General features: G+C 67.5%; 20 protein-coding genes and 3 pseudogenes. 9 read left to right on the top strand and 14 right to left on the bottom strand.

Annotation, left to right across the window (positions count from 1 at the left end; translation table 11 throughout):
* Positions 1 to 150 precede the first annotated feature (150 nt).
* From ACIOKD_RS36485 to ACIOKD_RS36470, 4 genes are all read right to left on the bottom strand, one after another.
* On the bottom strand, positions 151 to 1,014 hold the full coding sequence (locus tag ACIOKD_RS36485) for a universal stress protein (RefSeq protein WP_402092324.1): 864 nt from the start codon (positions 1,012 to 1,014) through the stop codon (positions 151 to 153).
* A 5-nt stretch (positions 1,015 to 1,019) separates the two neighbouring features.
* On the bottom strand, positions 1,020 to 1,211 hold the full coding sequence (locus ACIOKD_RS36480; protein WP_402092323.1) for a hypothetical protein: 192 nt from the start codon (positions 1,209 to 1,211) through the stop codon (positions 1,020 to 1,022).
* Between the two features lie 24 nt (positions 1,212 to 1,235).
* Complete coding sequence (locus ACIOKD_RS36475; protein ID WP_402092322.1) at positions 1,236 to 2,180, bottom strand: universal stress protein; 945 nt, start codon at positions 2,178 to 2,180, stop codon at positions 1,236 to 1,238.
* Between the two features lie 152 nt (positions 2,181 to 2,332).
* Positions 2,333 to 2,956: a hypothetical protein gene (locus ACIOKD_RS36470; RefSeq protein ID WP_402092321.1), complete on the bottom strand. Its 624-nt coding sequence runs from the start codon at positions 2,954 to 2,956 to the stop codon at positions 2,333 to 2,335.
* Between the two features lie 170 nt (positions 2,957 to 3,126).
* Between ACIOKD_RS36470 and ACIOKD_RS36465 the strand changes: the two are divergent.
* Positions 3,127 to 3,856: pseudogene (locus ACIOKD_RS36465) on the top strand (SulP family inorganic anion transporter); the annotation flags it as partial.
* Between the two features lie 150 nt (positions 3,857 to 4,006).
* Here the strand turns inward: ACIOKD_RS36465 and ACIOKD_RS36460 are convergent.
* Entirely contained in the window at positions 4,007 to 4,879 is an 873-nt protein-coding gene (locus ACIOKD_RS36460; RefSeq protein WP_402092320.1) for a universal stress protein, read from the bottom strand.
* Positions 4,880 to 4,930: 51 nt separating this feature from the next.
* The gene (locus tag ACIOKD_RS36455; RefSeq protein ID WP_402092319.1) at positions 4,931 to 5,863 is read right to left on the bottom strand and encodes a universal stress protein; all 933 of its coding nucleotides are present in this window, start codon (positions 5,861 to 5,863) and stop codon (positions 4,931 to 4,933) included.
* Positions 5,864 to 6,320: 457 nt separating this feature from the next.
* Between ACIOKD_RS36455 and ACIOKD_RS36450 the strand changes: the two are divergent.
* Both ACIOKD_RS36450 and ACIOKD_RS36445 read left to right on the top strand, forming a co-directional pair.
* Positions 6,321 to 6,500, top strand: a pseudogene (locus ACIOKD_RS36450) (regulator); the annotation flags it as partial.
* 98 nt (positions 6,501 to 6,598) lie between these two features.
* On the top strand, positions 6,599 to 6,907 hold the full coding sequence (locus ACIOKD_RS36445) for a transposase (RefSeq protein ID WP_402092318.1): 309 nt from the start codon (positions 6,599 to 6,601) through the stop codon (positions 6,905 to 6,907).
* Between the two features lie 167 nt (positions 6,908 to 7,074).
* On the opposite strand, the gene ACIOKD_RS36440 is transcribed toward ACIOKD_RS36445, so the two are convergent.
* From ACIOKD_RS36440 to ACIOKD_RS36430, 3 genes and pseudogenes are all read right to left on the bottom strand, one after another.
* Entirely contained in the window at positions 7,075 to 7,704 is a 630-nt protein-coding gene (locus tag ACIOKD_RS36440; protein WP_402092316.1) for a maleylpyruvate isomerase family mycothiol-dependent enzyme, read from the bottom strand.
* 1,277 nt (positions 7,705 to 8,981) lie between these two features.
* Positions 8,982 to 9,775, bottom strand: a pseudogene (locus tag ACIOKD_RS36435) (FAD-dependent monooxygenase); the annotation flags it as partial.
* Positions 9,776 to 10,108: 333 nt separating this feature from the next.
* Positions 10,109 to 11,944, bottom strand: a complete 1,836-nt coding sequence (locus ACIOKD_RS36430) for a thiamine pyrophosphate-requiring protein (protein WP_402092367.1) — start codon at positions 11,942 to 11,944, stop codon at positions 10,109 to 10,111.
* 433 nt (positions 11,945 to 12,377) lie between these two features.
* On the opposite strand from ACIOKD_RS36430, the gene ACIOKD_RS36425 reads away from it, so the two are divergent.
* The 6 genes from ACIOKD_RS36425 to ACIOKD_RS36400 all read left to right on the top strand — a co-directional run bounded on the left by ACIOKD_RS36425 (position 12,378) and on the right by ACIOKD_RS36400 (position 18,881).
* Complete coding sequence (locus tag ACIOKD_RS36425; protein WP_402092314.1) at positions 12,378 to 12,614, top strand: hypothetical protein; 237 nt, start codon at positions 12,378 to 12,380, stop codon at positions 12,612 to 12,614.
* A 238-nt stretch (positions 12,615 to 12,852) separates the two neighbouring features.
* Entirely contained in the window at positions 12,853 to 13,092 is a 240-nt protein-coding gene (locus ACIOKD_RS36420; RefSeq protein ID WP_402092312.1) for a hypothetical protein, read from the top strand.
* Positions 13,093 to 14,080: 988 nt separating this feature from the next.
* Positions 14,081 to 14,557, top strand: a complete 477-nt coding sequence (locus ACIOKD_RS36415; RefSeq protein ID WP_402092311.1) for a hypothetical protein — start codon at positions 14,081 to 14,083, stop codon at positions 14,555 to 14,557.
* A 670-nt stretch (positions 14,558 to 15,227) separates the two neighbouring features.
* Complete coding sequence (locus ACIOKD_RS36410) at positions 15,228 to 16,430, top strand: hypothetical protein (protein WP_402092309.1); 1,203 nt, start codon at positions 15,228 to 15,230, stop codon at positions 16,428 to 16,430.
* Positions 16,431 to 17,688: 1,258 nt separating this feature from the next.
* Complete coding sequence (locus tag ACIOKD_RS36405) at positions 17,689 to 18,318, top strand: hypothetical protein (RefSeq protein WP_402092307.1); 630 nt, start codon at positions 17,689 to 17,691, stop codon at positions 18,316 to 18,318.
* 98 nt (positions 18,319 to 18,416) lie between these two features.
* Positions 18,417 to 18,881: a hypothetical protein gene (locus tag ACIOKD_RS36400; RefSeq protein WP_402092306.1), complete on the top strand. Its 465-nt coding sequence runs from the start codon at positions 18,417 to 18,419 to the stop codon at positions 18,879 to 18,881.
* A 256-nt stretch (positions 18,882 to 19,137) separates the two neighbouring features.
* Here ACIOKD_RS36400 and ACIOKD_RS36395 read toward each other — a convergent pair whose 3' ends face one another.
* From ACIOKD_RS36395 to ACIOKD_RS36375, 5 genes are all read right to left on the bottom strand, one after another.
* Positions 19,138 to 20,016 (bottom strand): hypothetical protein, encoded by an 879-nt coding sequence (locus ACIOKD_RS36395; RefSeq protein ID WP_402092304.1) that lies wholly within the window; start codon positions 20,014 to 20,016, stop codon positions 19,138 to 19,140.
* Positions 20,017 to 20,050: 34 nt separating this feature from the next.
* Entirely contained in the window at positions 20,051 to 20,824 is a 774-nt protein-coding gene (locus ACIOKD_RS36390; protein ID WP_402092303.1) for a hypothetical protein, read from the bottom strand.
* Between the two features lie 131 nt (positions 20,825 to 20,955).
* Positions 20,956 to 21,381 (bottom strand): hypothetical protein, encoded by a 426-nt coding sequence (locus tag ACIOKD_RS36385; protein ID WP_402092301.1) that lies wholly within the window; start codon positions 21,379 to 21,381, stop codon positions 20,956 to 20,958.
* A gap of 72 nt (positions 21,382 to 21,453) precedes the next feature.
* A complete protein-coding gene (locus ACIOKD_RS36380) occupies positions 21,454 to 21,930 on the bottom strand; it encodes a hypothetical protein (RefSeq protein ID WP_402092300.1) in 477 nt (158 codons plus the stop codon).
* Positions 21,931 to 21,997: 67 nt separating this feature from the next.
* The gene (locus ACIOKD_RS36375) at positions 21,998 to 22,579 is read right to left on the bottom strand and encodes a DUF6262 family protein (RefSeq protein ID WP_393704150.1); all 582 of its coding nucleotides are present in this window, start codon (positions 22,577 to 22,579) and stop codon (positions 21,998 to 22,000) included.
* Positions 22,580 to 22,703 lie beyond the last annotated feature (124 nt).

The following is a 22,703-nucleotide window of genomic DNA, read 5'->3' as shown; positions in this document are numbered from 1 at the left end:
GTGGCGAGCCGGGCTCCGGGACGGGGCGCGAACCGAGGGCGCCCACCCGTCGTGATGCCCGCTCGTCGTGGTGTTCGAAGGCGCCCGTGTTGAGGCGCGTCTCGGAGCGGGACCCGCGCGTCGCGCCGACACGGTGGCGCTCCGAGCCGGTCAAGCGCGCTGGGGTACGACGGCCACGGGGCAGCCGGAGTGGTGCAGGACCGCGTGGGCGACCCTGCCTATCTGGAGCCCGAAGTGACCGTGGCGCCGCCGGGCGCCGACGACGAGCAGGTCGGCGTCGGCCGAGGCATCGAGCAGCACCTTGCGGGCAGGGCCTTCGACGGTGTGCCGGCGCAGTTCCACACCTTCCGGGGCATCCCGCAGTGCCGCGTCCAGGATCTCCACGGCCCGCTCCTCGTGCAGCCGGGCGGGTTCGCCGGTCATCAGAGGGTGGTCGGTGGTCTGGTACCCGGGGCTCCGCCAGGCGCGTACGGCCTCCAGCGGAACCCGGCGTTCCGACGCCTCCTCGAAGGCGAAGCGAACGGCCGCGGAGTTCTCCGGCTCCTCGCCGACCCCCAGCACGACGCGCCCACGCATGGTGGACCCGGCCCTGTTGTCGTGGTTGCCACGCAGCACGATCACCGGACAGCCGGCGCGGGCGGCGACCGCGAGGCTGACCGAGCCGAGCAGCAACTCGGCGATGCCGCCGCGGCCTCGCGATCCCAGGACCAGGGCGAAAGCTGTGCGGCCCTCGCGCAGCAGCACCGGCACGGGCTCCTCGGGCACTACCTCGGTGGCGATCTTCACGTCCACCGCACGGCGGTGCGCCCGCTCCGCGGCAGCCTCGACGACGGCGTCGGCCATCATCTGTTCCGAGGACCGGCCAAGACCCGTGGCGCTCTCGTACTGCTCCCACAGCGAGGCGTGCACCAGCCGCAGCGGCAGCCCGCGCAGGGCGGCCTCGTCGGCCGCCCAGTCCACCGCGCGCAGACTCGATTCGGAACCGTCGACGCCCACGACCAGGGGGAGTTCCATCGCCGTCACCTTCCCGCGCCCATGTCGGAGACGATCCGTGCCCTGATCTCGCCGCGCGGCACGTCGTGGAGGGAACCGTCGATGGAACTGCCGATGGAACTGCCGACGGAGCCGTCGACGGACTGATGGACGCCTGTGAGCGGCCGTGCCTTGTGGATGACCGGCTGGCCGAAGGCTCGTACGACTGCTGCCTTCATGGTTTCTCTCCTTCTCCGGGCAGGTCAGCCGTGTGCGACGACGGCGACGGGGGCAGCGGCGTGATGAAGCACGGCCTGGGTGACGGGGCCGGTGTGGGTGCCGAGCGGACCGCGGCGGATTCGGCGGCCGACGACGACCAGACAGGCATCGCGGGAGGCGTCCACCAGGTGATGGGCGGCCGATCCGTACCGGGACGTCTCGATGACCTCGACGGCGGGGAATTTCTGCCGCCACGGGCGCAGGGCCTCGATGAGAGCGGTTGTCTCCTGGCGTGCCAACTCGGTGTGGAGTTCGACGTCGGCGGGGAGGCCGTACGCGTAGTAGGGCGGCGGGTTCCAGCCGTGGACGACCCGCAGTTGGGCGACACGGCGGGCGGCGGCGTCGAAGGCGAACTCAAGGACGGAATCGTCCGGGTGGTCCAGGTCCAGTCCGAGGACCACGGGCCGGTACGGGGCCGCGGCGGACGGGATGCCCGCCGGATCCATCACGTGCTCGTCGGCGGCCTGCTCCCCGGCCCGGACCAGCACGACGGGCTGTTCGGCGTGCGCTACGACGGACTGGCCCACCGATCCCACCAGGAACCCGCCGAGCCCGCTGAGGCCACGGGATCCCAGGACGAGCAGTTCGGCGTCCTTCGCCAGGCCGGCGAGCACATCAGCCGGCCGTCCGGTGAGTTGTTCGGCGGTGACCTCGACGCCGGGGTGTCGCAGCCGGAGGCCCTCGGCGGACTCTTGAGGGCTTCTTCCCCAGCCATCGGCCGAGGGTGCCGCCGTCCCGCTTCGCCCGCTCCGGCGCTGCCGCGTCTCGGCACCGGGGAGCGGGGTCTGTGTCGTGGGCTCCGGTACGGGCTCCCGGACGTGCACCAGTTTGAGCGGCAGTCCGCGCAGCTCGGCCTCACGGGCCGCCCATTCGGCGGCCGCCCGGCTCTCGGACGAACCGTCGAGACCCACGGTGACGGTGCGGGGCATGGTCTCCACCTCCTGCTGTCGGGGTAAGTGGTCTCATCGTGGTGCCGAACGGGCTCAGGGCGCAGGGGCCACTGGTACTCGGTATGGGCCGAACGGCCCTGTGTCCGGCCGACGCGGCGGTCCCCGCAGGACTCCGCCGCGTCCTCGCGCGGTCAGCGGAGCCAGCCGTTGGTGCGGACGAAGGGCAGGGTGGCCCAGATCTTTCCGACGCCCAGGGTGTTGCCGGCGGAGGCCAGCGCGAGAGCGATCAGGACGACCGCGTAGATCAGGTGGTAGTCGACGAGAGGGTTCGGCGACATGGTCGGCGAACCGTCGGACAGGTGCCGGGCGGGCGGCCACTCGGCGACCCACATCAGCGTCATCATCGCGGTACCCGCGACGGCCGCGAGCCGCAGCGCGAAGCCGCCGACGAGGGCGAGACCGACGCCGAGCAGTCCGGCCATGAACAGCCAGTCGGCCCAGGTGGCACCGGCCCAGGAGTGGAAGGTGGACTCCATCGGCCCGGCCGCCACACCGCCGAGGAAGCCCTGGGTCGGTGAGCCGCCGTCGATCCAGGCCTTGCCGGACGGGGTGGCGTAACCGAACCCAAACGCCTTGTCGAGGAAGGCCCACAGGAAGATGAATCCGGTGAGCAGGCGCAGGGAGGCGAAGGCGTAGGCCTGCGCGGTGTGCGTGTCGGTGTGAGCCGACACGGCGGACTCCGAGGAGGTCCGGCTCCTGCGCAGCGACGGCAGGTGGAAGTTTGGGCTGCGGCGAGAGTGCTCGTGCAGGGCCATGGTGGTGATCCCTTCGGGGACGATCGGTCGGTGTCTGACGTCCCTCACTCTTGTCGTGCGGGGCGGGTCACGCCGGGTGCCGAAGGTCCGCCGGCGGAGGGCCGAACGGCCCTTTCCGCAGGGCCTGTTGGGGTGACTGGTGCGTCACGGATCACGGGGTGCACCCTGGAGCGCTGAGCACGGCGACCGTGGTGGGTCCGCCGACCGTCGGGGAGCCCGGCAGGTACGCCATGCCGGCGGCGACCCCGGCAGCCACCGTGGGCCTGCTGTGCGTGGTGGCGGGCGTGGGCGGTGCGGCTGAGCTTCGTCGCCGACCTGCTCTCCCGGCCGGTACCGACCGGCCATCTCGCGGGCGCGGCGCTGCTCATGGTCGTGGACCAACTGCCCAAGCACACCGGCGCGAGGACGACACGCTCGGCCTTCTTCCCGGGTCGTGGTCCTTCGTACGACACCTGTCGGCGATCCAGTCGACCCGTATGCCCTCGGTGGTCCTCGGGGCGCTCGTCGTGTACGCCGCCGTCCGTACGACCGACCTGGCGGGATCTCGGCGGCTGGCGGCTGGGGGGCTTCCGCCGCCGCTGGGAGCTGCTGCTGGCGCGCGGCTGCCTGGCCGGCGTGCTGACTCCGGACATCCTGTACGGCGTGCTTGTCGCCGTCGCCGTCGGACCGTCTGTCGCGGAGCTGCTGACTTGGGTGACTCGGGTGGCCCGCCCGCACGACGCGGTACAGGGAGGGGTGGGTGGCGGGGGTGGCGGGCAGGCACGACGTGGATGACTGTCCCGAGGCCCGGTCGATCCCCGGCGTGCGGGTCCACCGCTACGACTCCCGCTGTTCTTCGCTAACGCGGAGAACTTCCGCCGCCGGGCCCTGGATGCCGTCGACGCCCGCGCCGTCAACTGGCCCACCGGGGCGTTGACTAGCGCGCCGGGCAGGACCACGGACAGGGCGCTCCTCATCCAACCCGGCCCGGCCCGGCCCGGATCACGGGCGTCCGCCGCACGCGAGGCCATGCCGACGCTGAATACCAGGCGGTTGCGGGTACGGCTTCCTCTATGCGTAAGAGCCCCCGGCTCCGTCCGGCCCGGCGGGCACGATCAGCACGGGGCAGTGGGCCCGGTGCAGCAACGTACGGGCGGCGGGGCCGGGTCGGCGGCCGTGCCCGCCCGGCTCGGGCCGACGGGCGATCACCACGAGGTCCGCGGTGCGGGTGGCGTCCAGCAGTTCTCGGGTTGTACGGGTGGCGGCCGACCGGATCTCCGTACAGACCCGATGCACCCGCGTGCGACGCTCGCGCACAACCGCCGACTCCTCCGGATTCGCGGGGTGCGGGGCGGCAGGCCCTGTCCCGCCGTGCGGCACCAGGCCGGCGACCGGATGCCGGTGCGCCGAGAACCGCAGGAACCGCAACCGGGCACCCCGGAGTGCGGCCTCCTGGAAGGCGTACGCCGCAGGAGTCGCATCGATTGCATCGGTCGCATCGATCGCGGCGATCGCGTCGGTTTCGTCGTCGAGGACGAGCAGCACCTCGCCGTACGAGTGCCCAGGAGAGTCACCCCGTACGACGAGCAGCGGGCCGTGCGCGTGCGCTGCCAGCCGTGAGCTCACCGAGCCGAACAGCGTGCCGGCGAACCCACCCATGTTCCGGCAGCCAACGACCGTGAGCACCGAGTCACGGCCGTGTTCCGCAAGCACGGCCGCGGAATGCCCCTCGACGGGGACGGCGACGACCGGCAGCCCTGGATGACGGACGTGTACCCGCGAGACCGCAGACGCCAGGATGGGCCCGGCCTCGTCCAGGTCCGGCACGGCGTACACGACCTCCAGAGTGGTGGCGCGCAGGGCCGCCTCGTCGGCGGCGCGGTCCAGGGCTCGTACGGCGACGAGCGAACCGTCCACTCCGACGGTCACCTGACCAGTGGTCATGACTGTTGCTCCCTCGTGTCGTTGGTTTGCAAAGGATCATCCGGGCACGGTTCAGGCGTGCGGGACGACGGCCACGGGGCACCCGACGTGATGCAGGACCGCGTGGGCGACGGGGCCGAGGTGGGTGCCGAACCGGCCGTCCCGTGTCCGGCGTCCCACGACGACGAGGGAGGCCCCGGCCGACGCCCGCACCAGTTCGGTGGCGGCCCGCCCTTCGCAGACCGTCGCGGTCACGGAGACCTCGGGGAACTTCTCGCACCACGGGCGCAGCACCGCGATCACGGTGTGTTCCCTTGCCGCGAGCGGTTCGGGCTCGGGTCCGGACCCGGGTCCGGGTCCGGGTACCGGCTCCCACGGGCCGTCGGCGGCCTGTGCCGCCGGGACGCGGAAGGCATGCGCCACCCGCAGGTCGGCACCCCGGAGCCGGGCGGCCGTGAAGGCGAACTCCAGCAGTTCGTCGCAGGGGTGACGGGTGCCCAGCCCGAGGAGGACATCGCGATATGGGGTCTTGGAGATCTCGTCCGGCGACACGCCGTCCAAGACCGGGAGGTGTTCGTCGGTGGAACCCTCGCCCGAGCGTACGAGCACCACGGGGCACGCTGATCCGGCGACGACCCGCTGGGACACGGAGCCGGTCATGAATCCCGCGAGCCCGCTCAGCCCGCGGGACCCGAGCACCAGCAGCTCCGACTGTCCGGCCTCCGTGAGGAGAGCGGCGACCGCGGTGCCGGACACCAGCCGGCGGTCGACCGCGAGCCCGGGGTGCGCGGCGCGGACGCTGTCGGCCGTACGGTCCAGGGTCTGCTCGGCCCACGCGTGCTCGCTGCTGTCCGCGGGTACCGAGGGAGCGGGACGCGGATGCCACGTCCAGGCGTGTACGAGGCGCAGCGGGACACCGCGGCGTAGGGCTTCCCGGGCCGCCCAGTGGGCGGCGGCGACACTCTCGGTGGAGCTGTCGATTCCCGTGGTGACGTACCGAAGCATGCTGTGTGCCTCCTGTGTCCGGCGTTGCACTTTCAGGGCCGCGTTCCGTGCCGCGTTCCGTGCCGCGTTCCGTGCCGCGTTCCGTGCCGACTTCAGTGGCGCGCTACGTGCGGCTTTCAGCGCCGCACCAGCGTCCGGTCGGGCGGACGCAACCTTTCGGCTGTCCGGTCGGCCGGCGGCCGGCTGTGGCGCCGCCGCATCCGCAGCACCAGCGCGTCGAGCGCGACGCTGAACAGGAACGGACGGCCATGGCGGTATCCAGGCGGGCGACGAACAGTCTCCAGAACTCCGGTGTCGGTGTCGGACCCACAGTGCTCACCCCCTCTAGCCGGGTTGCTCCCCCCACACCCTCATCGAACAGCGCGGCGGAGGACGGCGCAGGGTGCCGAAAGGTTCTGGCTTCGGACTGGGCGGCCCCTTGGTGGGGCCGGGTGGCCCATGGCCGACGTGGCGGGAGGTGTTGATCCTCAGAGCACGAGAGCACGAGCCTCTTCGAGGGGGACGCGCGCACCTCTTCGAGGAGGGTGCACGCGCCGATTGGTTCTGGATCCTCCGTACCGGCATCATCGACCTGGACACGCACGTACCCGGGCGCCGCGCGGCTGTCATCGAGCCCCTCGCGCACAACGAACTCGTGGCGTCGGCTGCTCCTGGTTGTTCGCACTCGCCCGGCCTGGTGGTCGGCCGGTTCGTCGGCTAAGGACTCCGGGCGACTCGCGGGTTCGACCCCGCGAAATGATCAATGGGAGCAAGAGGCACCCCGTAGTGGACACGAAGGGCTTGCACGCGGTGATCAGGGTGACACCCGCCGACATGCAGGACTGGGACGCCGCAAGCGAGTTGCTCCGGCGCCTTCGCCCTACGCACCCACAGATCACGCAGGTCCAAGCCGACTCCGCCTACGCCGGCCGACTCGTCACCTGGGCTGAGGGCTTCCTCCAGAGCACCCTCGCAACCGTCTCCCGCCCCAGAGGAGCCAAAGAGCTCGTCGTCCTCCCGCGTCGCTGGCGTGTCGAACGCACGCCGGGGTGGGGCGGATCATGAACGCCCGCCGCAGCGCGCGAGACTATGAACGCCCCCCCGCAGCAGCTCAAGGCAGACCTGAACTGGTCACTCATCACGCTGAAGCCCAAGCGGCTCACCCGCAAAACATCCCTATCCGACACCCGGGACAAGGAATCTCAGCCCGCGAGCTGAGCCCGCCTCCAGCGTCACCGGCACGGTGTCACGAGCGCGGCGGTTCCCGGCCCGTCAAGCTCTTCCAGCGCCATCCGTCGCCCGGAGACGGCCAGCAGCAAGGAAAGCGCGGGTCCCCTGACTTCCGGACCGTCTCCGATGGACAGGTCGGCGTCGACTGCCGTGAGCCGGACACGCGCTGTCAGTTCCTTGGCTCCGCCGAAAGACGCAGGAGTACGAGCCTGCAAGCGCAGCGATCGGGTGACAGCCTCCAGCGGGTAGGAGCGGGTGAGTCCCAACGGCCTGCGGATGTCCTCACCGTGGACGACCTCCTCGACGAGCCGGCTGTCCAGGGGCGCCGGAGGGGTCGACCTTCGCGACGCCACCTGACGAAGCCGCTGCAACGTCTCCTGCGGTGAGGCGCCACGCTCGCGTTCCACACCGCGTGCGTTCTGGCGGTCGAAGTCGAACCGCTCCCGGACAAGGCCGACGACGAAACCAAGGCGTGTCGTGCGAGCCGTGTCGACCAGATGGGCGGCCACGTCGTGCACGGTCCATCCCTCACAAAGCGACGGCTGCTCCCACCGCGAGTCATCAAGGTGTGCGAGGTCACCGATCAGCGCCGTACGCTCCGCATACACCATCGGCCAGACACCGTTGTTCATTGTTTTTCTCCTTCACTCAGCCACAGCATTCGCCCCCGCCCCCGTAGGACTCCGGGCACCGCGGGAACTCATCGGCTGGGGTTGAGGTTTGCGCGTGCCTGTCTCATTCCAGGGCGCCCGGGTCATGACGGAACGTCGCCGGCCGTACGTCGCCGGCCGTCAAGGCACGACCTGCGCGAGATCATGAGCGCGATCCTGTGCAATGGCCTGTTGCAGGAGTTGGTGTGTCAGCAGGATTGTCCAGAGGGCGCGCTCGACACCGAACGGCGGCAAGACGTGGCGCTGTCCGAACCGCCGCGTGAGGTTGTAGGTGGAGCCTGTAGGTGAAGCCCGGTACCAGCAGCTGAACAGTTGTGCTTGTCGTGGCGGGGTTGGCGGCGCGGTTGGCAGAGCTCCCGGTACATGTGTGCCTGGCCGGTCTTCTTGACCGAGACAGGCCCCCGGACCTCGTAGCAGCGTGCGTCAGGGTGCCTGCGCTGTACGGCGCTTGCGCTATACCTCGCGCCGCCTGAGGAGGCGTGGGCCGGCGCGGAGGGCTCCGCTCGTGCGGAGGTGATCGCGAACACGGCGATCCCGGCCGAGGCGAGCGCCGTCGCCGAGGCGAAGAGTGCCTCTGTTGTCGTCGTGGTAAGAGTGCGACGACCGCGTGCGGTCATGGTCATCTGCAAGGGGCCGAAGAAGGGCATCGTCGGTAAGCGGAGCGGCCGTGTTCGGCCGCGCGCTCCGGGCGCGTCATGAGGAGGGGGCGCCCGCCCGTGCTGAATCGGGCCATGCGGGGCGTGAGGGCTTGGCGCCCGAGGTGAGAATGCGGCGGCTCCGCCGGCTCTTCGACGGGCCGCGGGCGGGCGTGGCACCGAGGACGCTCGCGGCAGGGCGAGGGTGTCGCCGTGGACATCGCCCGCAGACGTGTCCAGTCCTGCGGACGGTGGGCGTTTTCGCGGTGTGCTGGGTCGCTGGCCGCTGGCCGCTGGCCGCTGGCCGCTGGCCGATCTGCCGTGGACGCCATGTCGGGGTGGCCCCAGTTGAGTTCGACTTCCTGTTCGCCGATGAGTGCCTTGATGGTGGTGAAGTCGGTGCCGCCGGGAGTGCGGAGAACAACTTCGTAGAGGCGGACCACGTCCTTGTTCATCTCGGCCTCGATCGGCGGACTTACTCGGCGTGGGGGAGGCTCCTTGTCGTGCCGGGGTATCGGAGGTGTGCGGGGGTGTCGGAACTGCCGCGGTTGCCGGTCGCGGAGGATGTGGCGGTGCGCCGCGTGCGGGCCGGGCGGTGTGCGGTCAGGGGTCGGGGACGCCGAACCAGCGGGTGGCGGCGCGTATCAGCAGTGCGCCGAATCCAAGGTCCTCGCGTACCGGGCTGCCCGAGTAGTGGAGTCGGCCCTTCCAGCTCTGGGCCGCGTCGCGCAGCGCGCGGTCGCCGCTGAAGTCGAGCACGACGCCCTGGCCCCGGCCCTGGCACAGAAGGTCCCCGAGGCGGGTGCCGCCGCCGAAACGGAAGTCGGGGGCGGTACGGCCGACGAGCGGCTGCTCGCTGCCCAGGTCGTAGCGGTGGAACAGCCCCGTCGTGTGCCGGTACACGTGCGTGGTCCCCGAGGGGGTACTCATCAGGTCGTGCACCAGCTGCCGCAACGCGGGAGCGGTGGGGCCCGGTCTCACGGTCGCCACCTGAGCACGAGACCAGTCGAGGATCGCGGCACCGACGGGGTGACGCTCACTGGTGTAGGTGTCGAGCAGGCCCGCAGGCGCGGTGCCGTGCACGGTCGCTGCTAGCTTCCAGCCGAGGTTCACGGCACACCGATGCCGAGGTTGAGGCCCTGGCCGCCCAGCGGGGAGTGGATGTGCGCGGCATCGCCCGCGAGCAGCACGCGTCCCTTCCGGTACGTCGTCACCTGCATCGCACGGTCCGTGAAGCTCGACGCCCGAAGAACACCGGTGAGCGTCACGTCGGTACCTGTGATGCGGCGCAGCACATCCTGGAGGTGCTCGCGGGTCAGCGGCTGGGAACGGTCGAACGAGCCGCCGTCGAAGTCCATCATGCCTAGATGACCCCTGGAGGGCGTGCGCAGGTACATCCTGCACGGCACACGCGACCGGCCCGGTTTGCGCCCGCCGCACGTCGGTTACACGGTCTGGGCACTTGCGCCATCCCGGCGATCATCGAGACCTGAGCCCCATCGGCATCCGGCCGAGGACCGCCGAACCCGTCCCTCCCGGCGGCTGGCCGTTGATGGACCCGGTCGATCTTCCTCCCCCCGGTTGTCAGGCGTCCGCACGACCCAGCGACGCGCACGTTCTGGAAGAGAAGCGTCGGGCCGGAATCGACGGTAAGACGGCCGGCTGTTCCACGAGCGGATGTCTCGTGGAACAGCCCTCGTGGAACGGCTGACCCGGTGGTTGCGCTCGGCTCACCTGCTGTTTTCGCCGCTGTCATGCTCGCCGGCGCCGGGCCGGTCGCCGCGATGGCGGCTGCCGGGAAGCATCTCCTGGACCTTTGCCTTGAGTCCCTGCTTCACCATCGAGCCCCGGTCGCTGTCGCCGTGCAGGATTGCGGAGGCCGCGGCCTCGATCTGGTCGAGGGAAGCGTGCGGCGGGATCGGCGGCACGGCGGGGTCGCAGCGGAAGTCGACGACGAAGGGCCGGTCCGCGGCGAGGGCCCGGTCCCAGGCGGCTTCGACCTGTTCGGGCTTTTCCACCCGTACGCCGTCCAGGCCGATGCTCCGTGCGATCTCAGCGTAGGGCAGGTCGGGGATGTGCTGGGACTCCTCGAACTGCGGGGCGCCGGACATGGCCCGCATCTCCCAGGTGACCTGGTTGAGGTCGCCGTTGTTGAGCACTGCCACGATCAACCGCGGATCGGACCACTCGCGGTAGTACTTGGCCGCCGTGACCATCTCCATCATGCCGTTCATCTGCATGGCACCGTCACCGACCAGGGCGATGGCGGGACGATCGGGGTGGGCGAACTTCGCACCGATCGCGTACGGCACACCCGGCCCCATCGTCGCCAGCGTCCCGGACAGCGAACCACGCATCCGGCCGCGCAGCCGAAGATGCCGGGCGTACCAGTTTGCGGCCGAGCCCGAGTCGGCGGAGAGGATGACATCGTCGGGCAGCCTGCCGTCCAGAGCATGCACCACGTACTCGGGATTGACGGGATCGGCGTCCACGGCGGCCCGGCGCTGCATGACCTCCCACCACCGGGAAACGTTCTTCTCGATGCCTTCGCGCCACTTGCGGTTCTCCTTGCGGCGCAGGCGTGGCAGCAGCCGCTGCAACGTCTCGCGGGAGTCGCCGACCAGGTTGACCTCGAAGGGATAGCGCAGGCCGATCATGTGCGGATCGATGTCGATCTGGACGGCACGCGCCTGGTCCAGCTCCGGCAGGAACTGTGTGTACGGGAAACTGGATCCGATCACCAGCAGTGTGTCGCACTCCTGCATCAGCTCGTAGGACGGGCGAGTGCCGAGCAGCCCGATCGAGCCGGTCACGTAGGGCAGATCGTCGGGCAGGACATCCTTGCCCAGCAGAGCCTTGGCCACCCCGGCACCGAGCACGTCGGCCAGCTGCTCCACCTCGGCGCGCGCCGCACGAGCGCCTTGTCCGATCAGGACGGCGACCTTCGCACCGGCGTTCAGCACGTCCGCGGCCCGCTCGATGTCCGCGTCTGCCGGTACCGGCGCATACTGCCCCAGGCCCAGGCTGGAGGGCACCATCTTGAACGCGTGGGTCGGCGGGCTGTAGTCCAGCTCCTGGACGTCGGCTGGCAGGATGACCGCGGTGACGGTGCGCTTGGCATAGGCGGTGCGCATCGCCCGGTCGATCAGGTTCGGCAACTGCTCCGGCACGGTAGCCGTCTCGCAGAAATCCGAGGCGACGTCCTTGTACAGGTTCTGCAGATCGACCTCCTGTTGGTACGAGCCGCCCATGGCACTGCGGTTGGTCTGCCCGACCAGCGCCACCACCGGGACATGGTCCAGCTTCGCGTCGTACAGCCCGTTCAGCAGATGGATCGCCCCCGGACCGGAGGTGGCCGCGCACACGCCCACCTTTCCGGAGAACTTCGCATACCCCACCGCTTGGAAGGCGGACATCTCCTCGTGGCGCGCCTGGACGAATTTCGGTCGGTTGTCGGCCCGGCCCCAGGCGGCCAGCAGGCCGTTGATGCCGTCGCCCGCGTAGGCGAAGACGTGGTCCACGTCCCATTCACGCAGCCGCTGGAGGATGTGGTCGGACACCTTCATGCTGGCCATGGAAACTCCGTTTCTGGTGACGCCCGCTCTGCGACTGTCCTCAGCGCGCGGTCCGGCCCCGCACGAAATGGGTAACCACGGGCGTCCTGAGGAAACGTTGTCGCTGCCGCCGAGGCGCCGGTTCGGTGACGGCCGTCGACCGGGACGTGTCAGGACAACCGGCCGAGGGGAACGTCTTAACCGGCGTAGGTCGGACGCCCTTGGACCGGGTGGACGCCCTCTCGCAGCGGCGGCACCTGTCGGCGCCTCTACGGACGTGGCCTCTACGGATGTGGCCTCTACGGATGTGGCTCGATCCCGCTGACTGCGGCCACGTTTTCCGGCACGTGGGAGGAACGAGCGGGGCTGTGGTGTGTACAGCGGGCGAGACGGGTACCCGAGGCGCTTCCCGAGCAGCGGAACCACCCACACAAGGGAGGCTCGTATGGCCAGCAAAAAGGAAACCGGAGGCGTCTCGGGGACGCCCGACAAGGACTACAACCTGATCTGGTACGTCGAGGCGTGCTTGAACAACGCGCTGCGATTGGAGACCTACATCGCGGACGCGGAACGGGACAAGGACACCGAGGCAGCCGATCTCTTTCGCAAGGCCCAGGCGGACAGTCGCAAGGGCGCTGAACTCGGCAAGCGTCTCCTGCGTACACGGCTGAACGCCGACTGAGGAATGAGTCGGCAGGAGCGCCCGCGTTGTTTCGCTTTCCATGAAGGGAATCATGGGCGGCTCGGATCTCTCCCACGCGAGTGCTCCTGCCGGGCAATGACGGTGGCAACGCGCAGCCGCCGCGCCACCGCCACCGTCACCACCGTTCCTCTCGAACTGACCCTGCAGAGACCACTCGGTCCCCCGGTGCCTTTCTGGCCAACGTGGGGTCGATGCGTTCCTGGTCGATGAGGTGGCGATGGCGTTGCCCAGCAGCGGCCGCAACCGTGCCGCTGTGCCGCCGTGCAGAGAGATGCTGTGTTGTTCGCGCCGGAAGCGGGTGCCGGAGCTGCTGTTCGAGGTGGACAACCGCACGGAGTCCGCGGACGCGCTGACGGCGAAGTTCGACCGCTCATCGCCGCTTCTTCCGCCGAAGGACTATGAACCACCCATAACCCACCAGGGCCGCGAGATCCCGGTGTGGCGGCCGCCCGCCTGACGGTCCGCCACAACCCGAGTGAGCCTCGACGCCGTACGCGCCGTCGAGACCCTCTCACGAGCTTTTCCCCGCCGCTCACCACGGTGAACGCGGTCTGACAGGTCCGAGAGCGTATCGACGTGGCGCGTTACCAGGTGCGAGAACAGCCCGTACCGCCGACGCCTGTGAGGATCCGGGACCGGGAAGGTTCGGTCCGCATCTTGTCAACGGAACCCGCCTGGCCGGCTGTGTTCCCAACCGACCAGACTGCCATGGGCGCTTGGCCGGGGTGTCCCCGGCCGGGTGCCGTCCCGTCCTGTCCTCAGTCTTGCCGGCAAGGGGCAGGCGGGCAGAACACAGTCCGGGGTCCGGGGACTGGGGTATGAGACCGCCGCCTGTGTTCGACGACTAGGTACGCGACCATACGGGTCGGCCCACGGTCTCAGGCGTCCTAGCATACGCCTCCATTCGTGGCCGTCGGTGTTTTGGGTTCGGGCGACGGATGGCGTGCGGTTGCGGGGAGAGGGGGTGATGGCTTCCGGCTCGCCACCGCAGCGTGCGCGACAACGCTTCAGGTCTCACCATGTCCGCCCTCCTCCCTTCCCCCCTCGAAAGACCAAGCTGTAGCAGGGTGTCCAACTGGCGCGGGGACGGCCACGGCCAACCGACAGGGAACTCTGCAGGCGAGAAGCCGGCACTGCGCAGCCCGTCCCGGCACCCCCTCACCACCGCGCCGGAGCTCCGCTGCGCGCCCACCGGGCACGCGCTGCGCTTACGCATGGTCGCCGTAGTGCGCGCGCAGTCCGGCGACCGCGATGGCCAGGTGCTTCTCGGCCCCGGGACTGGTAGGCCTGTATGTTCCGAGGTCGCGTAGGCGCCTGAGGAACCGGCCTGAAGCCACACTGAGTGCTCTTGTGTCGGCCTGAAGTGCTTCCTGGCAGCGGCGCTTCGGTTTGTCGATCTGGGCCTGGCTCTGTGCGGGAACGCATCTGCGTGCTGAGATGGCGATGTGGAGGTTGTACTGGCCAGCTTGATCGCTGTCGCTGGGACCCTGTTGGGATCAATCAGCACCTTTATTTTCCAGCGCCGTTCCAGTGCGCAAGCGGAGGTCTTCACCCGCTCCCTGCAGCTGCGCCAAGAACGTCTGACGACTTACAGCGCCTACGCAGAAGCCGTAACGGCGCTTAGACAAGGGACAGTTGCCCTTTGGTTCCGCCTGCAGGGAGATGCTGACCACCCCGAAACGCAACATGCCTTCACCGAGTGTGACCGACTTGGCGCGGCCACAGAGCATGCTCGGTTCCGAGTGCGGCTTCTCGCCGAGGACGACACGCTCGTCTCACTCGCTGCATCGGCCTTCGACGCCATCGGCCCGATCCGCAGGGCAACAACGAAGACCGAGCTGGCTGAACGCGAACAAGAGCTGCAGGACGCCCTCACTGCCTTCATCACCGCAGCCGCTATCCAGATTCATCGATCCACATGACGGAGTCGGCAGAATGGTGGATGCGCACACGTTGAGGTGTCGTGTACCCCTTGATGAGGTCGGTAGTGGCGTCACCGGAATGTGGTCACCGCGGGCGTATCGGCTCCAGGTGCCGTCAGCATGCGTGACCAGGCGGGTGGCCGTCTTGCCGCGACAGTCGAGTGCCTTCGCCATGACTCGTCATGACGGGGCTGGTGTTTGGAGGACGAGCTCGCGGTTAGCGAGACCTTTGGAGGATGGACCAGGCTCCGCCACGTCGGAGGGCGGGTACGCGGAAACGGGTCGGGAGACTTCTGGCAGGTATTCGCCTGCGCCTGCGCCTGCGCCTGCGCGTTCCGCGGCGTAGATGAGAATTTCAGCGAGAGTTGGCACTTTTCAGTGGGAACTGTCACCACAGGGTCCCTTGCATGATCGAGGTCTGTCCGGATTCATCCGGTGAGGCCGAGGGCGGTCAGGGGCCTTCGTCCGCCCCCGCCCCGAACCGGGATGCCCCCTCCAAGGACGGGCCGGCACGGCACTCCGGATGAAACGTGATCACGCAACGGCCCATGCCCGGCGCGCGCCCCCTGTGCTCCCTTTGTTCCGTCTTTCGAGGAACTGGCCGATCGGGCAGTTCGTATCAGAAGGAGAGGGTACGGGGGCGTCGGGCATGGGGATATGGGGGAGCCAGATGGCGAGCGCGCATGATTTACGGCTTGAACCGGAGAAGGTCGATCCGTTCTTCCGGTGGTTCGCCCACCGGCGGTGGCATCCGGCCTGGCTGCTGCTTCTCTTCCCCGCGATGTTCGCCGTCCTGGCTCTGGTCACGGCTCCGAAGGGGCAGTTCGTCCACGCGCACCCCCTCCAGACCTACAGCCGCGACCTTCTCCACGTCCTGCGCGTCCAGGACGGCTCGACGGACACCGACTTCCCGCTGCTGCGCGACTACCCGTCCCTGACCTGCACGGCGGTGGCGGCGGCGACGCTGCTGCTCGCTTTCCTGAACTGCCGGCTCATGGCGACGTTCGCCCAGGAGCTGCACGAGGGCGGTCTGCTGCTGCTCCCGGAGCAGGGGCAGGCGCGGGACGAGGTGCTGCGCGCGGTGCGGCGGACGAACCTCCGCTTCGCCCGCTGCGGACAGTTCTCCTGGGTGGTGGCCCTCGGCTCCCTGGCGACCGCCGCGCTCCTGATGGCCGCCTACCGCGCGGGCGGCGCGTTCTTCGCCCTCGCCCCGTCCGGTGCCGAGGCGGAGCGCCGCGCCTGGAGCAAGGCCGCGTACACGTCGTGGTGGGCCGCGCTCGCGCCCGGACACTGGGCGGGGGTGGTGGTCTACGGGCTCTTCGCCGCGCTGATCTCCTACATCATGATCAAGCACAACCTGATGGGCATCTTCTTCATCCTCTTCTTCGTCGCCATCAGAAACCGGGTCACCTACGGAGTCGACCAGGGGAACACGGACGGCTTCTACGGCTGGAGCCCCATGCGCAGGCTCCTCGGGTACGTGATCTTCTCGCTGCTGCTCAGCGTCGTGGCGTTCAGCTCGCTGTTCATCGGGATGTCGGCCAGTGAGATCCCGTGGACCGCCCCTTTCCTGATCCTCTATCTGATAGCCCTGCCCGCCTACATCCTGGTGCCCAACCGGCTGCTCAAGAGCGCGATGAGGGACTTCCGCACCTGCGAGATCGCCAGCACCCGCGCGGAGTTCGCCCAGGCACGCGACAATTGCCCACCCCTGTCCGTCGACCGCTTCCAACTCCGCGAACTGGAGCGCGCCGAACTGAACCACCTCCGCACCCTCGACGTCCGCCTCTTCAAGATCAAGGAACTGGTGGCGACCGCCTCCGTCTATCTGGCGTCATTGGTCGCGACGCTGGCCCGGATCTTCATGCACTGACCTGACGTTCCTCTCGGCGTGCCCGACCAGCAGGTCGATGTCCCGGCCGGACGCGGGGAGTGTTCTCGGGATGCTGCTCACGACACGTCTCAACGACAGAGCGCAGTGGGATCGTGTCCTCTCGGTGCGGTGGGACGAGCGACGGCTGGACGCCTACTCCGAGTTCGCTCGCGCACTCAAGGAAGTCCACCTGGTGCGGTGCCGAATGCGGGCCCAAACGGCCTCGACGCTCATGCGCCATTTCTTCTGCGCCTGCGGGTCTTGTTGATCGCAGATCGACTGGCCCATAACCGGATTCCGATCATACGGATAGCCGAGGACAATTCAAAGTCCGCGGCAGGCTTGTTCCCGCTTCAGATTCGGCGCATGGTTGGCGCGAGGAGCTTGGAGGACAGATGACTCTCTATTTCAACGATTTTGCAGTGTCCTGGGACCTCAGCTTCCTAGCGGGGCTGGGGAGCGTAAACGGAGATGCCACGGACCTGTATGGAGAGAAGGTCTGGAAAGTAACCTCCGTGAGTGGATCTGCACCTGCAGGCGTTTCTCGCCTGCAGGAAATGATCAACTCCCCCGCTGACGTGGTGATCATGCGGGTGACGTCGGCGTTCGTTGTTCCAGGGCCCGGTGCGGTTGCAATCTCGACGCGTGGAGGGGGCGCAGTGGGTTCGGCTCCGGCCAACCCTCCCCTGTGGGCAGTTTGGTTAGATGGAGATAACTGCTCCGGGCAAGGATATTACGTTTACGCCAGCACTTTCAGAGCAATAGAGAACTACTCTCCAATAATCCTCGGGCACGAGCTTGCTCACGTGTCTCATCACATCAACGGGATCCAAACATCCGAGCCTCTAGCCACGATGGCCGAGAACATCCACCGTACGGAGTTGGGACTGCCTAGCCGCAGCGTCACCAAGTATGCCGGAGGTTGTGGTCCGCCACCGAGCTGGCTGCCGCCCTGGCTAGAGCCGGCGATCAAAGTGATCGACTCGTTGGGCGTCTTCGTTCCCTTCGCCGGACGAGATGGGGAACAACTTTCCTCTGAAACGCCGGCTCGGATACCTGAGGAGGTCTTACGCGGGCGTGATTCTGGCAATTGAAGTTGAGCCAGGAAGTCGCTCACTTCAAGTAGCAGGTTGCTCAGCACCGAAAATCGTCTTACTGACAGATCTTAGCGATATCGCAGCTCACCTTTGAGCGGCCCGCTGAACGCGCGGTCCCGGCAGGCAGGCACCTAGGGGAGCCGCACTCTGAAGGAGGAGGCGTGCTCACAGGCGCTGAGGCCGGAGCCGTCGCTAAAGCCAGCGGCATGGTAATGCAGGGGCTTAAGGGGCAAATGAAGCACGAAAGCTCGTGGCCAAATATGCATGCCGCGCTCATGGAACTGCATCAAATTCTCGATGACTGGTGCGTAGCGGCGGCCCACACCGCAGAATTCGCCCGCGCACTGCTACTTGAGGAGAACTATGAAAATGAGTCGCTCACCAACCTGGCTGGGGTCGGACGGTGGGACCGTTGGCGAGGCAGCTATCTCGGAAGAGTTGAGCGGGATATTGAAAGCGTGATCTCACCGAAGGGTCCCCTACTGCAACGATGGAGCGGGGCCAGACGGCGCCGGGCCGCACGTAAAACGTTGCGTAGCATGATGCAAATTTACTGTCCGGATCTGCTCGCCTCTTTCGAAAGCGCCGCCAAAGACCGCGCATGTTGGGTGCTACAGTACCGAGAAATCCTCAAGAGAGGAATACCTGGAATTTCACTCGCGGATGCCAATCACATGACCGAAGAGATGGTAAGTACGCAGCTTGCCCTGAATGAAGCGCGGCGTCACCTCGAAGACTTAATATTAGCTCACTTCCCTATGGGAGGTCATTCAAGCGACCGCGATGCTTGATCGCACAAGCTCTATTTTGGTTGGGTCCATCTTCCTGAGCCATTGCACCACATACACTCGGTAGTCCAGGTGCGCTTGTAATCGCCACGGACATACGCGTGATACTTTATGCCGTTACCCCAGCAAAACCAACATTTCCCTCGATCTCTGGGCATCCGCACTCCGTCGCGTGTCCTGCCGTGCCTGATATTCCACTCTTCTTGGTCGAATTTTGCCAGCCTATCATTGTCGCGCTGGAGCCAGATTTCATGACTACCCGTGCCGAGGCAGAGTCCGCACTCTCTCTCTTCGAGAGTATTACTGTACAATTCGATACGCATCAGCATGCCAGTGCCTTCACAGTTTCCGCAGGCATCGATACCGGTTATTTTTTGCGGATAATGAAAATCGGCGATTACTCCGGTGGAGTACCCAGAGAGGCGAAACCAGGACTTGAAAGCAAATCCGCTAGGCAAAACATCCCCGTGCCGATAGGGGAAAAGATGAAATGCAGGATAGACCTCCGAATTCCTCCGATGCGAATTCTCCTTCATCTGCTTCTGTATCTTGCGTCGTTCGCGTGAGAGTTTTGACATGCGCACCTCATCATGCTCGGCCGCCCGAAAAGGAAACTCTGATATCTATTCTCCCCTGTAGGCAGAATAGGCTGTCGGTACGGAGATCGGAAGGGGCTTGGCAGCTATGGCGAGGTCACCGACGCGGTGCGGGTCTACCCGCCTGCGTGAATAAACCGCACCCGCGCACGCGTGGGGCCGCAGGTGGGCAGAGTGTCGGAACCCGCGCAAGGCGTGCTCCTGCAATTTGAGCCGTGCGGGTGCCTCAGGTCCACGGACTGGATTGAGTGGGTGCTGATCCAGTGCGGTCGATGATCGGCGTCAGGTATGCCGCATACTCCTCGAGCAACGCCATCAGCTGGTTGTCGGTGGGTCTCCTGAAACTATGCCGCTGACGTGCCCAGAATGCGGCGACGCTCACCTCCCACTTCCGTTGCGTCTCTGGATCTTGCTGATTAGCGATTGGGGTCGGGGCGAAGACATGCTCGCCCTGAGTCATCAGGGTCCAGAGCATGACGGACGCGATGTTTCTCTTGCGGTCGGTGAAGTCAGGATTCCATCCTCCGCCGTATTGGGGGTCCACCATGCGGGAACAGATTGCGGCCCAGGTTTCAGGAGCGATGCACCACGCCGCGAGAGCCTTCCTGCGGCGTTCGTAGTCGATCAGGTCATCACGGGAATCAAGCTCGACTGCGAGGCTGCGGATCGCGGATTCGAACTCAAGAGGATCAGGTCGGGTTCGTGCCCACCGGTGGACGCGCTTGGGGCTGTCCGCGATTCGAGCGATGGCACCGGAGTTGGTCAGGAAGGGTCCCATCCGGTCCGCAGCTTTTTGAATCGGTCCCCCGGCGGCTGTCTGGAAGAGTCGGAGTGCGGCGGTGCGACGCAGGTGGACTGTCGCGATGCCGTCCATGTGGGCGAAGTACTTCTGATACCAGTCGTTCTCGAGGAACTGAGGGATGTGCTCGGGGCGGAAACGGGTCGTGAGGATCGGCTCCTTCAGGTTCCTTGCCTTGTTCGTCTTGGCATAGGTCTGCACTACTGATGAGACCGACTGAAGGAAGCCTTCGGAGCACTTGGGCCGGGCTTCGAGGAAGGCCCGGGTCCAGTCCACTTTGGAGGGCCGACGTTCGTTGTCGTGCAAGAGAGTCCGCAGGTGGTCGGCGAAGTCTCCGTGATCATCGGGCGTGGGCCCGACGTCGGTCGCCGTCTCCCAACCGCCTTGGTGCACAGGGTTGTTGCAGGACCACGGCCTCGCGCCGGCTGCGGCGTTCGGCGTCCACGGCCGCATCGACCGGGACCGGTCGCTGCGGCCTGCTGCCGATGGCGGCCCCGTCGGTGCCGGCGGCGGGGCGATCGGCCGCGGCCGCCTGGACCTGGGCGGCTTCGCGGGCGCGTTCGGTTCGCTGGGCTTTGGTCAGCCGGCCAGGCCACTGGTCGACCCTGGCGTGTGCGGCGATCAACTCCAGTAGCAGGGGCAAGAGTTCGCGGTCCGTGCGGGGCTTGAGACCGGCCTGTTTCGCCGCGGTCAGCAGTTCGCGTACCCGTGCGTCGGTGAACGCAGGGACCTCGCCCTGGGGCGGCAGCCCTGTCCATCGCAGTTCGTGCCACTCGTGGGTGCGGGGGTCCTGGAAGAACGCGAACCGGGCATCGCGGGGATCGCGGTGCACCGTCCAGCGGTCCTTGTGCCGTCCGCCCCGGCCCGATTCCTGGTCGCGGTAGGGCTTCAGTGCCTTGCCGTCGTACCAAAGTCCGCGGATCTTCACTCCGCGCTTGTTCTGGATGAGGACCTGGTGCCGGGGAAGCAGCTGGAAGTAGAGGCTGGGCGAGGGAATCTCCAGAGCCCATCCGCCCTGGGCCATGGAGGCGGCGAACAGGGTGTTCGGGCTGTGATCGCCGACCGGGTCCCAGCAGGGGGCGTGCTCGCCCAGGCGCCTGTTCTGCCAGTCCACTTTACCGACCGCAGGAGCTCGATACCGGCTCTGAACTGCGACGATTCATAGACTACATGTCCGTGACGATGTATCACTACCTTCTGATGTCGCCCGATGGGGTGGTTCTCGACTTCGTCGTCTGAGATGGCTCAAGGGCTTGGCGACAGGTCAACGGCTCCGGCTGAGCGGAGCGCGCGTCCGAGGTCGCCGACGAGAATCCGCGGGTGGCGGCGCCACCACCACATATCGTCGGGATCGAACTGACTGATCCGATGAAACTGGGACAGTGCCTGGCCGTCGTCGAAGGCGGTCGCGTCCCGGAAGCGGTCGTCGAGTTCCTGGATCTGCTGGTTCCAGGTCACGAGCATGTGCCCGGGCAGGAGAACCCACGCCTCGTGGAGCCAGTTCCGGCTGTAGAGGTCGTTGGTGTACTCGTCGATGAAGTCCTCGTAGCCGTTCTCAACGGTTCCGACGAGCGAGGCCCACTGGTCGACCATCTCGGTGACGGTGAACGCCTTGCGCCAGCCGCGCCCGTGCAGTACCTCGCCTGCCACTTGGTCGTCCTGGGGCTCCATGCTGGGGATGTTCGCATGGCCTCGGCTGGTGCGGCTACTGGCTTTCCCCGGCTCCGAGACCGAGAGGGCTGTTCAGGTATTGCGCCCGATTCGACGCGTCCAGACTGGGAACGGCGGCGGCACGGCCTCCGCCCGGTCCTGGCCATCGGACTCGAATGATGCGAGTTCGGTCCACGGCACTGAGCCGGGATCACTGTCGTCGAGGAAGCTGGTAATGATCGGTGCGAGCGTCTCGGCCAGCACGTAGTTACCACCGAACGGGAGCGATGCCGGGGGCTGGGAGGAGGTCGAACAGCGCAGTTGTCCGGCTTGCTCGTCGTGCCACACGTAGAACGTGGCCGTCCCGTGCAGACCGAGGGCCCGGATGCGGTCACGCAACGCCCTCGCGGTGCTCTCGAAGGCGGCAGCCACCTCCTCCACGGACAGCGTCGCCCGCTCCTCGGCGTCGGCGCCGAGCTGCCAGGTGTTGGTCTGCGACTCGGTCGCCTGGTTGCCCGGGTCCAGGACCAGGTGCTCGTCCGCGACCTCTGCGATGAACGTCAACAGCATCGGCCAAGTGTGCACTACGGCTGGTGGCCGCCCCACCGGGGGTGCGACGGCCACCGGCCAAGTCGGATCATCCCGGCGGGGTGGTGATCTGGGCTTCGAGGTCGGCGACGCGGCGGTCCTGGAAGCGGAGGTTGGAGCGGGCGGCCTTGAGTCGCTCGTCGAGCGTGCGGTTGTCGGTCGTGAGCTGGCGGACCCGTTGCTTGAGTGTGGTGTTCGCGGTGGTGATCCGCTGGATGGCTTCTTCTGTCCACTCGGCTTGCAAATCCCGGATCTGGCCCAGGAGTTCGCCAGCGTGGGCCCGCTGGGCGATGATCTCGCCGTGGGCTGCTTTGAGGGCGTCTTCGGCGTTCAGGGCACGCTCGCGCCAGGTCGCCTCGCGCTCGTCGTCCTGGTCGGCGAGCGTCTGGGTCCGGCGTTCTCCGGCCTCGGTCATCGCGGTGGCGATGATGGCTCGGGCCTCGGCGTTGTCATAGAGGAAGGTGCGCGAGACGTCCGCGCGGCGGGCGACGGCGGCAACGCTGACCTGGGCTTTCTCGCGCCGGAGTCGGTTGATGGCTTCACGGATCCGTTGGAGGGCGGTCTCCGTCTTGTGCCGACGGGCGGCCAGGGCGGCGGCGGTGCGGGGTTCTGGAACGGCAGCGGTCTTCATGCGATGTCCTGCTCGGGGTCGTTGTCGGTTGTGCACGTATCGCTGTACTCGCTCTGCTCGGCGGCGCCCGCGTCGGCGAGGTCGGCGGCGCGGAAGGCGGTGGACCACACGCGGTGGAAGTAGT

The sequence above is a fragment of the Streptomyces sp. NPDC087844 genome (genome assembly GCF_044742785.1).
GTDB lineage: Bacteria > Actinomycetota > Actinomycetes > Streptomycetales > Streptomycetaceae > Streptomyces.
Note: the sequence above shows the minus strand (reverse complement) of the source record. Positions and strands in the feature narration are given on the sequence as shown.

Coding starts and splice junctions, on each gene's coding strand:
- ACIOKD_RS36485 (WP_402092324.1), bottom strand. CDS start 1,014: ATGGAACTCCCCCTGGTCGTGGGCGTCGACGGTTCCGAATCGAGTCTG.
- ACIOKD_RS36480 (WP_402092323.1), bottom strand. CDS start 1,211: ATGAAGGCAGCAGTCGTACGAGCCTTCGGCCAGCCGGTCATCCACAAG.
- ACIOKD_RS36475 (WP_402092322.1), bottom strand. CDS start 2,180: ATGCCCCGCACCGTCACCGTGGGTCTCGACGGTTCGTCCGAGAGCCGG.
- ACIOKD_RS36470 (WP_402092321.1), bottom strand. CDS start 2,956: ATGGCCCTGCACGAGCACTCTCGCCGCAGCCCAAACTTCCACCTGCCG.
- ACIOKD_RS36460 (WP_402092320.1), bottom strand. CDS start 4,879: ATGACCACTGGTCAGGTGACCGTCGGAGTGGACGGTTCGCTCGTCGCC.
- ACIOKD_RS36455 (WP_402092319.1), bottom strand. CDS start 5,863: ATGCTTCGGTACGTCACCACGGGAATCGACAGCTCCACCGAGAGTGTC.
- ACIOKD_RS36445 (WP_402092318.1), top strand. CDS start 6,599: ATGATCAATGGGAGCAAGAGGCACCCCGTAGTGGACACGAAGGGCTTG.
- ACIOKD_RS36440 (WP_402092316.1), bottom strand. CDS start 7,704: ATGAACAACGGTGTCTGGCCGATGGTGTATGCGGAGCGTACGGCGCTG.
- ACIOKD_RS36430 (WP_402092367.1), bottom strand. CDS start 11,944: ATGAAGGTGTCCGACCACATCCTCCAGCGGCTGCGTGAATGGGACGTG.
- ACIOKD_RS36425 (WP_402092314.1), top strand. CDS start 12,378: ATGGCCAGCAAAAAGGAAACCGGAGGCGTCTCGGGGACGCCCGACAAG.
- ACIOKD_RS36420 (WP_402092312.1), top strand. CDS start 12,853: ATGGCGTTGCCCAGCAGCGGCCGCAACCGTGCCGCTGTGCCGCCGTGC.
- ACIOKD_RS36410 (WP_402092309.1), top strand. CDS start 15,228: ATGGCGAGCGCGCATGATTTACGGCTTGAACCGGAGAAGGTCGATCCG.
- ACIOKD_RS36385 (WP_402092301.1), bottom strand. CDS start 21,381: ATGGAGCCCCAGGACGACCAAGTGGCAGGCGAGGTACTGCACGGGCGC.
- ACIOKD_RS36380 (WP_402092300.1), bottom strand. CDS start 21,930: ATGCTGTTGACGTTCATCGCAGAGGTCGCGGACGAGCACCTGGTCCTG.
- ACIOKD_RS36375 (WP_393704150.1), bottom strand. CDS start 22,579: ATGAAGACCGCTGCCGTTCCAGAACCCCGCACCGCCGCCGCCCTGGCC.